Origin of the sequence: Shewanella sp. SG44-6, from assembly GCF_014164185.1 — a bacterium.
In the GTDB taxonomy this organism is placed as follows: Bacteria; Pseudomonadota; Gammaproteobacteria; order Enterobacterales; family Shewanellaceae; genus Shewanella; species Shewanella vesiculosa.
Genome location: NZ_JACJER010000017.1, coordinates 22,506 through 34,906, shown reverse-complemented (window position 1 = coordinate 34,906; position 12,401 = coordinate 22,506). Strand labels below are relative to the sequence as shown.

Here is a 12,401-nt window from a genome sequence, read left to right as displayed (position 1 = left end):
TGCAATAACCCCGTATCTGGCGCAAACAAAAACGCTACCCAATCGGGTAGCGTTAATCAACAACGATGAAGTAACTAAAGCTAGAAACTATTTCTTGGCTTTTTTCTTAGTTGCTTCACTGACCCATTTACCGCCAATAAACTTAGAAGACCAACCGGTGGCTTTACCATCAACTTCAGTAGCAACATACTGCTCTTTGGTTTTACGGCTAAATTTAACCGAGGCTTTATTACCATCATCATCTTCTGTAGGTGCGTCAGCAAGATACGCATATTTAGGCCATAACAGATCACGATACTGAACTAACTCTTCCACTAATGGCGCACGTGTTTCACGCGATTTAGGGAAAGTACTTGCCGCTAAAAATATGCCAGCAGCACCATCACGAAGCACAAAATGCGCATCTGACTTAGTGCATTTTAGTTCAGGTAGAAAAATGGGATCTTCTTTTGGTGGCGCAGCTTCGCCGCTTCTTAGCAACTTACGCGTATTTTTACACTCGCTGTTAGTGCAACCAAAATACTTACCAAATCGACCATTTTTCAGTTCCATATTATTGCCGCAACGATCGCACTCAATAATTGGACCTTCATAACCTTTAATCTTAAATTGCCCGGCTTCCACTTCGTAGCCATCACATGAGGGGTTATTACCACAAACATGTAATTTACGCGTCTCATCAATCAGGTAACTGTCCATCGCTGTGCCACACTTACCACAACGATGTTTAGCCCGTAACGCTTCCGTTTCACCATCTTCATTGTCGCTAACCGCTTCTTCACCTGGGGTTAAGTTAAGCGTGGTTTTGCAACGTTCTTTAGGCGGTAAAGCATAGCCAGAACAGCCTAAAAACACCCCAGTAGAACCGGTTCTGATCCCCATTGGACGGCCACAGGTAGGACACTTAATGTCATCTGTTAATACCATCTCATTGGGGCGCATGCCGCCTTCATCTGGGTCTAACTCAGCCAACAATAATTGTTTGGTAAAGTCACCGTAAAAACCATCGAGTACTTTTTTCCAGTCAAGCTTACCTTGAGCAACATCATCTAATGTTTGCTCCATGCTTGCGGTAAAGTCGTAACTCATTAATTCTTTAAAACTGCCTACTAAACGTTCGCTAACTATCTCACCCATTTTTTCAGCAAAGAAACGGCGATTGTCCACTTTGACGTAGCCGCGATCCTGAATGGTTGAAATAATTGTCGCATACGTTGACGGACGGCCAATACCACGTTTTTCGAGCTCTTTAACTAAAGAGGCTTCGCTGTAACGTGGTGCAGGCTTGGTAAAGTGCTGTTTAGGCGATAAGGTTTCAAGCACTAACTTGTCACCTTTTTCGACTACTGGCAGTGTTTTATCGTCTTCGTTTTTCTTACTCATCTGTGGTTGAACACGCGTCCAACCATCAAAGCGTAATGTGCGACCACTGGCTTTTAATTCGTAATCACCCGCAGTAACGGTTAAACGTGTTGCGTCATACTGAGCTGGGGTCATTTGACACGACACGAATTGACGCCAAATGAGCTCATACAAGCGCTGAGCGTCTCTTTCCATGTCGGTTAGGGATGCAGACTGCACAGCAACGTTCGACGGTCTAATCGCTTCATGCGCCTCTTGGGCACCTTCTTTACTACCATAACGGATAGGTTCAGCTGGTAAATACTTATCACCAAACTCAGAAGCAATCATTTCACGTAAATTTTCAACCGCTTCTTTACTTAAATTGGTTGAATCGGTACGCATATAGGTAATGTGGCCCGCTTCGTATAAACGCTGCGCCATCATCATGGTTTTCTTCACACCAAAACCTAGACGAGTACTCGCGGCTTGCTGCAATGTAGAGGTTATATAAGGTGCTGTTGGTTTGCTTGAGGTTGCTTTATCCTCACGCGCACTGACCACGTAAGACGCCCCACGCAATGCATCTACTGCCACTTTAGCTTGTGCTTCATTAATCGGCTCAAATGCAGCAGATTGATACTTCATCACCTGCATTTTCAAGCTTGCTGCGGTTGGCGTATTTAATTCAGCATGTATGTCCCAAAATTCTTCTGGAACGAATGCTTTAATCTCACTTTCACGTTCTACAACTAAGCGAACCGCAACCGATTGCACACGCCCAGCTGATAGACCACGAGCAACTTTTTTCCATAATAAAGGTGACACCATAAAGCCAACGACACGGTCTAAGAAACGACGTGCTTGTTGGGCGTTAACCATATTAGTGTCAAGTACAGACGGGTTACTAAATGCATCTTGAATCGCAGTTTTAGTAATTTCGTTAAACACAACTCGCTGATACCGTGAAGCATCACCACCAATGATCTCCTGCAAATGCCAGGCGATGGCTTCCCCTTCACGGTCCAAATCCGTTGCGAGATATATTTGGTCAGCATCTTCTGCTAACGCTTTGAGTTCTTTAACAACTTTTTCTTTACCAGGCAGAATTTGATACTTAGCCGCCCAGCCTTTATCTGGGTTGACACCCATACGCGCCACAAGCGCTTGTTTGTCTCTGATTAGCTTGTATTTAGCTTTTTCTTCAGGAGATAATTTCTTAACTTCTGCTGCGGTTTTAGTCACAGTTGTACCGTCAGAAGTAGACGAAGTTGGTAAGTCACGTATGTGACCTACACTCGACTTCACAATGAAGTCTTTACCAAGATATTTATTAATTGTCTTGGCTTTGGCCGGCGATTCGACAATAACTAGCGATTTACCCATAGTTTTATTTGCGCCAAAAAGTCTCGAAAAAAAGAAAATTGATTCCATATATAGAGGGTTGAGACAATAGTTTCAAGTTAATCCCTCTTTTACATGGCTAGTAAGTCATTTTTTAAGCAAAATTTATTCAATAATAAAAAATGCGAAAAATAATATGCGTTTTTTAAACGTAATTTTTCACTTAATGATACTTGCGAGCACCTTCAGTGCATTTTTAGTCATTTATACACATTTGTACAAATTAACCACACCTTGTTAACCCTTATAGCTTCAGTATACTGGGGTTAAATTAGCGTTAACTGTAGTCAGCAATCACGTTCCTTTTTTATAAGTAACACAAATAAGTGCAACAACAATAATAATTATTCACTAAAAACTCTCAAGGATCACGAATGAAGCATTTTGAAGCAAACTTTGATGGCTTGGTAGGACCAACCCATAACTATGCCGGATTATCATTTGGTAATGTAGCCTCATTTAGTAATGCGGCCCAAACCTCAAATCCCAAAGCGGCAGCTAAACAAGGTTTGCAAAAAGCCAAATCATTAGCAGACTTGGGAATGGTACAAGGGGTATTAGCCCCGCAAGAGCGTCCAGACCTTTATACACTGCGTCGAATTGGTTTTTCTGGGTCAGACGCTGAAGTTTTACAAAAAGCGGCTCAACAGGCTCCTGCGCTACTTAATGCTTGTTGCAGTGCATCAAGTATGTGGACTGCTAACGCGGCAACCGTATCCCCCAGTGCCGATACCCGGGACGGTAAAGTTCATTTCACGCCAGCTAACTTAGTCGACAAATTACACCGCAGCATTGAGCCTGTCACCACAGGCAATATTTTACAGGCAACATTTAACAACGATCGCCATTTTAAACATCACCAACATTTACCAGAACATGCAAGTTTTGGTGATGAAGGCGCCGCAAATCATACCCGCCTATGTGCTGAATACGGCCATGCTGGTGTTGAACTGTTTGTTTATGGACAATCGGCAACCAATCCTGATGCACCAAAACCGAAAAAATATCCCGCCCGTCAAACCTTAGAAGCATCACAAGCCGTTGCTCGTTTGCATCAGCTTGAAGATGAAAGTTGCGTGTTTATGCAGCAAAACCCTGATGTGATTGACCAAGGTGTATTCCACAACGATGTGATTTCTGTTGGTAATCAAAACGTCCTTTTTTATCATGAACAGGCGTTTTTACATACCGAAGCAAAATTTGATGAAATTCGCCGAAAAATGGATAGTGACATGCATTTTATCAAAGTGGCAACCAGCCAAGTGTCAATTGATGATGCGGTCAAAAGTTACCTGTTTAATACGCAGATCATTACCTTACCGTCTGGTGAAATGGCCATTATTGCACCGACAAACTGCCAAGAAAATCCCGCAGTTTTTGCTTACTTAAATGAACTGATAACCTTAGGCACGCCAATCAAACAAGTGCGTTATTTTGATGTGAAACAAAGTATGCAAAATGGTGGTGGGCCAGCTTGTTTACGTTTACGTGTGGCAATGAACCAACAAGAAGTTGCCGCAGTTAATCAAAACACCCTCATGAATGATAGCTTATTTACTCGTCTAAATACCTGGGTTGATAGGCATTATCGCGACCAATTAACGGTTCAAGATTTAGCCGACCCGCAATTGATTATTGAATCGCGCACTGCGTTAGATGAGCTAACCCAAATTTTGAAACTAGGCAGTGTGTATCAGTTCCAAAAGTAAACTTAAACGGGGTCAATAAATGATAGCGGTATTTACAAAATCATAAACTTGACCCATCTCATATCAAACGAGTAATGTGTTTACCAAGCAAGAAACAATAACGTATCCAGCGCTAAGCTTTAGCAAGTTAAATTTTCCACACTAGCGGGCAAATAACGGTTTAATAAACGTTTTTTATCCCGCTTATAGGTTACTGATAAAAATAACAAAAAAGAGTAATTATTCCAGCTATTTTTTTATTGTTAACTATACTTTATTTATCATCAATCAATCACTAAATCGGCGCTGTATGAAAAGTCAGTTAATAAGGATGTTAACACTTGTAATCTTATGTTCATTCAATACCTCAAACGCCTCAGAAAATGCGTTAGAGCTTGAACACACCATAGTTAATTATAATGCCTCCGTTCAAGGTGCAGATCCTAAACAAGCCTATTTTATTTCACTGTTAGCACTTGCTCTGGATAAAAGTGCTAGCCGCTACGGTACGTTTCAAATGCGTGCAGCCATGATTAATATGCCTCAAAGTCGTACCCTAAAAATGCTGGCCGAAAACAAAAATATCGATGTCGCGTGGAGCATGACAAGTATTGAACGGGAAGCACAGCTTCAAGCGGTCTATATCCCACTATTAAAAGGGCTTATGGGATATAGAATTGGGATTATACGTAAAGGCGACCAGCCACAATTTGATCAACTCACCAGCCTAGAAGACCTAAAAAAAATCCTTATGGGTCAAGGTTTAGATTGGCCTGATACCAATATTTTGAACAGCAATGGCTTTAATGTGGTCCCAGGACCAGAAAAGAGTTTAATTAGTATGTTGCTTAAAAATCGGTTTGATTATTATCCTCGTGCTCTTTTTGAACCTTGGCGCGACCTTGCTCGTCACAGTGAATTAGTGTTAGAAAAAAATATCTTAATACGCTACACAGCCCCGATTTATTTTTTTGTCAGTAAAGACAATCCTCGGTTAGCTGAGCGAATTGAATATGGTTTACGACTCGCCATCGATGACGGCAGCTTTAATACCATGTTCTATAATCACCCCATCACCGATGGCATGCTCGAAAAATCCGAACTCGACAAACGTAAAGAATTTGTTCTGCATAATCCCTTGTTGTCAGAAAAAAGTGCCAGTCTTCTTGATGAGCCTAAGTTATGGTTAACCATCAAAGCAGCAAACGCTATTGCAGTACCACTTTACAATTAAATGCTCAACCTATGCGATGCTCATTGATGATACAGAGATTGCAGGTTTTATAAAAAATAATGAAAATCAATACATTAAAACAACCCACAACAGGTTTAGCACTACTATAATCACCTTCTATTATTCACAAACCTAATTAAAAAGGTTTACATTCTTTTGCACAATCGTGGTTTAGAATCCGCAGATTAACCACCATATTAATGCGAATGGCAATAACATCATGCTACAATTGGCCACAATTACGATTGAAAATATGATGCAATCATGTCCGAACTAGACATTATCGTTTCCCTAGCCTGAGATTTATATGAAGCAACTGTTAGATTTTTTACCATTAGTCATTTTTTTTGCGGTTTACAAGTTCTATGATATTTACGCCGCAACAGGAGTATTGATTGCGGCAACAGCGCTTCAACTTGTGATCACTTATCTGCTTTATAAACACATTGAAAAAATGCATTTAGCCACCTTCGCCTTGGTCACTGTGTTTGGCTCACTCACACTGTTTTTCCATGACGATGCCTTTATCAAATGGAAAGTCAGTATCGTTTATGCCTTATTCGCCATAGGACTAATTGCCTCACAAATGATGGGCAAACCTGCGCTTAAAAGCATGCTTGGTAAAGAAATGAAAGTTGACGATAAAATATGGGCTCAAGTCACGTGGTATTGGGTTGGATTTTTTGTCTTATGTGCCTTTGCTAATATTTACATTGCGTTTAATTTACCTCTGGAAACCTGGGTAAACTTCAAAGTGTTTGGCCTAACCGCCCTCACCTTAATCAACACCGTTATTACGGTCGTTTATTTGTATAAAAATATGCAAGATGACGATTCGCAAACAACTGATGGTCAATAAGCATTCATGTAAAATAAAATCAAATAAAGGAAGCAACGATATGTGGTATATGATTTCATCTCAAGATGTGGAAAACAGTTTAGAGAAACGCTTATCTGTTCGCGCTGAACATTTAGCTCGTTTACAAGATTTAGCTGATGAAGGCCGTTTATTAACTGCCGGACCACATCCTGCTATTGATAACGAAAACCCTGGTGAAGCAGGTTTTACCGGCTCATTAGTTATTGCCGATTTTGCCTCATTAGAAGATGCACAAGCATGGGCTGATGTGGACCCTTACATTGGTGCTGGTGTGTATAAAAGCGTTATTGTTAAGCCATTTAAACGAGTGCTCCCATAATGAAGATTGTTTCTTTTAACATTAATGGCATACGTGCTCGACTGCATCAATTGCAAGCACTTATAGACAGCCACGCGCCTGACATTATTGGCTTACAAGAAACCAAAGTGCACGACGAAGCCTTTCCGGTTGCAGATGTTGAGGCAATGGGCTACAAAGTTCATTACCATGGCGGCAAAGCACATTATGGCGTAGCCATGCTGTCAAAAGCTGAACCCATTAGCATTATTAAAGGTTTTGAATCTGATAATGAAGATGCTCAGCGTCGACTTATTATTGGCCAATTTACACAAGATAATGGCCGAGTATTAACGGTATTCAATGGATATTTTCCACAAGGTGAAAGCATTCACCACGAAACAAAATACCCGGCTAAACGTAAGTTTTATCAAGACTTAATGCTATATTTAGAGAAACATCACCAACCAAGCGATGACATAGCAATCATTGGTGATATCAATATATCGCCCACCGATTTAGATATCGGCATTGGTGAAGTGAACGCTAAGCGTTGGTTAAAAAGCGGAAAATGTAGCTTCCAACCAGAAGAACGTGAATGGTTAGCACGTTTACAACAATGGGGCTTTATTGATAGTTTCCGCCAATTGCATCCAGATCGCACTGAACGTTACTCGTGGTTTGATTACCGCAGTAAAGGCTTTGATGATAACCGTGGTCTGCGCATCGACGTGATATTAGTGACCGACTCATTAGTGTCACGCGTAGTCGAATCTGATGTCGATTACGAATTACGCGCGATTGAGAAACCGTCCGATCATGCCCCCATTTGGACTACGTTTAGTTAATCGTTAGGGTGCTGACATAACCTAGCCCCCGACATCGCTTAGCAACAAAAAAGCTATAAGCAATCTTGCTTATAGCTTTTTTAGTTTTACAGCATTCCTTCACCACCGGCTAAGCTTGATAGCTTGATAGTTTGATAGTTTGTCAACACGCTCACATGAGCAGAGTAAACGACTCACGTTAGTATATTACAGGCCAAATAATCGCCCTTAAAAGGTTGCTGCTATAAAAATCAAATAATGGCTAAGCATGCATATTAGTAACCCAAGTGATTATCATCACTACTATGCCATCTTTATCGAGCACCTTAACTAACTATCACTGAACGTTGTTATGGGCTGCTTGATACAAAATTAAATTCTATATTGACTTAAAATCGCCGCTAAACCTTGAGATGATTGATGTAAATCTTTCGCTAATATTCCGGCATGTTTTGCAGTACTGCGAATCGTCTCCGATTGCTGACGGATTTGATTAAGTTGCGAGGCAATATCACCAGCTGAGACACTTTGTTGTTCAGCTGAGGCGGCTATCTGGCTACTCATATCAAACACGGCATTAATCGACTCAGCCATGTCGGTAATATCGTCACCGACCGCTTTAATACTTGCACTGCCCTGATCGGCTTCGGTAACAATCACATTGGTAATGCTGGTCAGTTTTTTAGAACCTTGTTGTAAGCCTTCGATCATATTTTGAATTTCAACGGTCGCTTGTTGAGTCCGCCCTGCAAGAGTACGTACTTCATCAGCCACCACAGCAAAACCCCGGCCTTGCTCACCGGCACGCGCCGCTTCAATGGCTGCATTTAACGCTAATAAATTAGTTTGTTCAGAAATACTTTCAATGGTAGTAACAGCAACATTAATTTGGGTGGCATCATGAGATAACTGCTCTACAGATGAAAACGCTTCAGCAATGCGCTCAGACAAATAGCCAATCCGCTTAACTGCATCATTAATCTTGCCCTGACTCTGACCCATTTGGGTAGCATTTTGCTTAGTATTCAAAGATGCATCACTCGCATGATGTGATACATCTGCAATGGCTCCGGTCATTTGATCCATGGCATGCGCTACAGAATCTAAATAATGATGTTGCTGATCAATTAAGTCATCATTAGTGTTAGCTTGATGGTTAAACTCATTGGCGGCAGTCGCTAGGGTTTCTGCATTACTACGAATAGCGGTTACCATTTCACTCATATTATTAGCACAGCGATCAATTTCATTGGCGATTAAACTGAAATCGTCAGTACCAAAGAAGTTTAATCTCAAGGTTAAATCACCATCAGCTAATCGTTTGATTGCCATATACATATCCCATAAACCGCCACCTAACGAGGTTGAGATCCAGTAACTCAGTTGAAATAATGGTAGCAAGCCAACTAATGCGATGATTAGCATAAAATAGCTTTGGCTTAATGGTTCCTGTTCCCAGGATTGAACATTTTGACTCACGCTTAGAAACTGATCGCCGACACTCGCTGATGCTGTAACTTGATCACCACTGCGAAAAGTATTATCACGACCAGATAACTGTAATTGATGAGTTTGTGCAAATTGCTCCAGAGCAGTATTTGTTAAGCCTTGATTATTGGCAACCGAGGCATAACTTTCAGCACTTGCTTTAACCCGCTGTAATGATGACTGAGCAATTAAATCAGTCGTTTGTTGGTAATTCATCAGAGCAATAACACTGGTGATCAATGCAACCAGCGAACACACCACCCAAAATTTTCCATTCAGGCTAAATTTAATCAAAATTGCATCAATGGTTCTAAACTGAATTTGCTTCATATAAGCTTCCTAAGGCAATGCGTTACTATCTCAAATATGAGAATAAGATTAAATAAACAACAGCACCCACTCAATCTGAATCAATACTAAAATTCATTAACGATTCAATTGAGAGTGATTTTAAATTATCGTAAAAAAAAACAATGCCTAAGTGCGAATACACTTAGGCATTTAGCTTATTTATTATCGGCTTAAGCGCAGTAAACTTAAGTGTTGTAGCTCACGAAAATGGCTAAACCGATAAAAATTTATTAAGCGGTAAATCGCGATATCGTATCCCCGTTGCCGCAAAAATGGCATTGGTTAAACTGGGCGCAACAGGAGGCACACCGGGCTCACCGACACCAGCAGGCTTTGCTATCGACTCAATAATATAAGTGTCAATCTGTGGCGATTGCGGCATACGCAATAACGGATAGTCATGAAAGTTAGATTGTTCGACTTTACCGTCTTTAAAGGTAATTTCGCCCATGGTCGCTAAACTTAAACCAAAAATGATCGCACCTTCTAATTGTGATTTCACTCGATCAGGATTAATCACTCTCCCAGCATCCATCACCGCAATAGATTTCAATACTTTAAGCTGTTTATCTACCACTTCAACTAGCGTAGCAACGGCAACATAGCTAACAAAGCTGCGATGCACCGCCATACCCCAACCTTGGTTTTTAGCCGCTTTAGGGGCATCTGCCATTACGGCTTCTAACTTGTCGAGCACTTTATGATAACGCCCTACATCCACGGGATGATCGGCTAAGTCTTCACCGTAATTTCCATAGGTAAAGTTTTGGTTTTCAAACGGTTCGATACGCGCTTTACCTAATAAATCACGCCACATTTGTACACAGGGCTTATTAGCATTTACGGCTATCTCGTCAACAAAACTGCCAATACCAAAAGCATGCTGAATATTACACACAGAACGCATCCAACCAATACGCGTATGCGCGGGCGCTTTGACGGCTTCAAGTTGAATGTGCTTAAGCGCTAACGGTACGTCACTAAAACCTAAATCGAGCTCACCAGCTGAAGGGTATTCAACCCCTTCGGCAAATGTTGAACTGATTGACGGAAAGCCTGTACGGGCTAATAGTGCGGTGGGCATCTTATTATTGTCGAGAGCGACTTGGTACATCTGCGCACTGATAGCATGATAATAACCATTCTGAATTTCGTCTTCACGGCTCCAACATACTTTGACGGGTTTATTGAGCTTTTGCGATAAAATGGCGGCTTCAACACTAAAGTCAGGCTTAGATTTACGCCCAAAACCACCACCCAGTAAAGTCACGTTAACGGTAACTTGCTCTTCTTTTAACCCTAATGCACCAGCCACATTTTGCTGGGTACTTTGTGGGGTTTGGCTCGAAGCCCACAACTCACATCCATTAGCAGTTACATTTGCTGTTGCTACTGGTGGCTCCATCATAGCATGGGTTAAATAGGGCACAGTGTAAACAGCCTTAACTGTTGACGCTTCAGGCCAATCAGTGACTGACTCACCCAACTGGCGCATCACTTTACCTGGTTGGTTTACTCTCTCGACCAACCCCTGCAGGTATGTGTCTGAATTGTGGCTATCATTAATCGATTTAGACCAGGTAATCACCAACGCTTTACGCGCTTCAATCGCACTCCAACTGTTAGTGGCAATCACTGCGACGCCGCCTAAAGCCTGAAATAATGGTGCACCTTTCGGAACGGGTAAGGTAATAATGTCAACCACCCCGGCTATTTTACGGGCTTTGGTGTCATCAAGGCTCAGCACATCACTGCCTAATACTGGCGGACGAGTGATACTGGCATACAACATACCGTCTAATTTAATGTCATAGCCGTAAATCGCTTTGCCCGTGAGCATGGCATCCATATCGACAATAGTATGAGATTGACCAATATGGGTAAATTCACTTTCTGGCTTTAGCACTACAGAATCTAATTCTGGCATCGGTAATCTCGATGCCGCTACAGCCAACTCACCGTAACTAAGGCTTTTGTTACTGCCTTTATGATGGATCTTATGGGCTTTAGCATACACCTCCGCAACCGGAACTTGCCAAATTTGCGCCGCAGCTTGTTCAAGCATGGTTCTTGCGGTCGCGCCCATTTGACGCATACGATGATAATGTTTACGAATACTGCGGCTACCATCAGTATTTTGGCTGCCATAGCGTTTATCCGCTAAGCCTTGCACCACTACAACCTTATCCCAATCAGCTTCTAACTCGTCAGCCAAAATTTGCGGTATGCCTGTTCTAATCCCTTGTCCCATCTCAGAACGATGACAAGTCAAATACACTTTATTGTCTTCACCGATAGCAACAAACAAGTTCATCAGCGCTTGCTTGTCTTCAGCTAAGGCCATTGGGCTCCAACTTAAACTGGTTGCCCCTAGAGCGAGTCCACCACCGACTGCACCAAATAACTTTAATACATTACGGCGACTAATATTCTCAACAGCTGTGAATGTGGTCATGATCACGCCTCCGAAGCCGATTGAATGGCGGCTTTTATCCGTGGATACGTACCACAACGACAAATATTACCCGACATCGCATCAAGGATTTGGGTTTCAGTCGGTTTAGGCGTGCTGGTGAGTAAGGCTGCGGCAGACATTAACTGCCCAGCCTGACAATAACCACATTGCGGCACATTATGCGCTAACCAAGCTTGCTTTAGTTTTTCAGCCTCAAGACCTTCAATAGTGGTAACTTGCTTACCCTGAACTTGCTTTAAGCTGGTTAAACAACCACGCATTGGACTGCCGTCAACATGGATAGTGCATGCACCACAAAGCCCTGCTCCACAACCAAATTTAGTGCCGGTTAGACCTAATATGTCACGCAATGCCCAAAGTACTGGCATATTCGGGTCGGCATCAAGGGTAAAATCCTTTCCATTGACCATCAATTTTTGTGTTGGGGTTGTCATA

Annotated in this window: 9 protein-coding genes; 5 read left to right on the top strand and 4 right to left on the bottom strand. The window is 41.9% G+C overall.

The features are described from left to right. Positions 1-87 precede the first annotated feature (87 nt). The gene (gene topA, locus H5185_RS05125; RefSeq protein ID WP_124016138.1) at positions 88-2,727 is read right to left on the bottom strand and encodes a type I DNA topoisomerase; all 2,640 of its coding nucleotides are present in this window, start codon (positions 2,725-2,727) and stop codon (positions 88-90) included. 392 nt (positions 2,728-3,119) lie between these two features. Here topA and astB point away from each other — a divergent pair, with 392 nt between their 5' ends. The 5 genes from astB (at position 3,120) to xthA (ending at position 7,672) form a co-directional block, all read left to right on the top strand. Next, entirely contained in the window at positions 3,120-4,454 is a 1,335-nt protein-coding gene (astB, locus tag H5185_RS05120) for an N-succinylarginine dihydrolase (protein ID WP_182698483.1), read from the top strand. A gap of 310 nt (positions 4,455-4,764) precedes the next feature. Beyond that, positions 4,765-5,667 carry a hypothetical protein gene (locus tag H5185_RS05115; RefSeq protein ID WP_259396170.1) on the top strand — a complete coding sequence of 301 codons (903 nt, stop codon included), beginning with the start codon at positions 4,765-4,767 and terminating at the stop codon, positions 5,665-5,667. 307 nt (positions 5,668-5,974) lie between these two features. Further along, complete coding sequence (locus H5185_RS05110) at positions 5,975-6,526, top strand: septation protein A (protein ID WP_124016141.1); 552 nt, start codon at positions 5,975-5,977, stop codon at positions 6,524-6,526. Between the two features lie 40 nt (positions 6,527-6,566). Beyond that, positions 6,567-6,866, top strand: a complete 300-nt coding sequence (locus H5185_RS05105) for a YciI family protein (protein ID WP_182698485.1) — start codon at positions 6,567-6,569, stop codon at positions 6,864-6,866. Further along, complete coding sequence (gene xthA, locus H5185_RS05100; RefSeq protein WP_182698486.1) at positions 6,866-7,672, top strand: exodeoxyribonuclease III; 807 nt, start codon at positions 6,866-6,868, stop codon at positions 7,670-7,672. The genes H5185_RS05105 and xthA overlap by 1 nt, the downstream gene beginning before the upstream one ends. A 351-nt stretch (positions 7,673-8,023) precedes the next feature. Here xthA and H5185_RS05095 read toward each other — a convergent pair whose 3' ends face one another. The 3 genes from H5185_RS05095 to H5185_RS05085 all read right to left on the bottom strand — a co-directional run bounded on the left by H5185_RS05095 (position 8,024) and on the right by H5185_RS05085 (position 12,400). Beyond that, complete coding sequence (locus H5185_RS05095; protein WP_182741536.1) at positions 8,024-9,469, bottom strand: methyl-accepting chemotaxis protein; 1,446 nt, start codon at positions 9,467-9,469, stop codon at positions 8,024-8,026. Positions 9,470-9,701: 232 nt separating this feature from the next. After that, a complete protein-coding gene (locus H5185_RS05090) occupies positions 9,702-11,945 on the bottom strand; it encodes a molybdopterin cofactor-binding domain-containing protein (RefSeq protein ID WP_182741535.1) in 2,244 nt (747 codons plus the stop codon). A 2-nt stretch (positions 11,946-11,947) separates the two neighbouring features. Further along, positions 11,948-12,400, bottom strand: coding sequence for a (2Fe-2S)-binding protein (locus H5185_RS05085; protein WP_182698489.1), 453 nt, complete (start codon positions 12,398-12,400; stop codon positions 11,948-11,950). Position 12,401: the final 1 nt, after the last annotated feature.

Coding starts and splice junctions, on each gene's coding strand:
- topA (WP_124016138.1), bottom strand. CDS start 2,727: ATGGGTAAATCGCTAGTTATTGTCGAATCGCCGGCCAAAGCCAAGACA.
- astB (WP_182698483.1), top strand. CDS start 3,120: ATGAAGCATTTTGAAGCAAACTTTGATGGCTTGGTAGGACCAACCCAT.
- H5185_RS05115 (WP_259396170.1), top strand. CDS start 4,765: ATGTTAACACTTGTAATCTTATGTTCATTCAATACCTCAAACGCCTCA.
- H5185_RS05110 (WP_124016141.1), top strand. CDS start 5,975: ATGAAGCAACTGTTAGATTTTTTACCATTAGTCATTTTTTTTGCGGTT.
- H5185_RS05105 (WP_182698485.1), top strand. CDS start 6,567: ATGTGGTATATGATTTCATCTCAAGATGTGGAAAACAGTTTAGAGAAA.
- xthA (WP_182698486.1), top strand. CDS start 6,866: ATGAAGATTGTTTCTTTTAACATTAATGGCATACGTGCTCGACTGCAT.
- H5185_RS05095 (WP_182741536.1), bottom strand. CDS start 9,469: ATGAAGCAAATTCAGTTTAGAACCATTGATGCAATTTTGATTAAATTT.
- H5185_RS05090 (WP_182741535.1), bottom strand. CDS start 11,945: ATGACCACATTCACAGCTGTTGAGAATATTAGTCGCCGTAATGTATTA.
- H5185_RS05085 (WP_182698489.1), bottom strand. CDS start 12,400: ATGACAACCCCAACACAAAAATTGATGGTCAATGGAAAGGATTTTACC.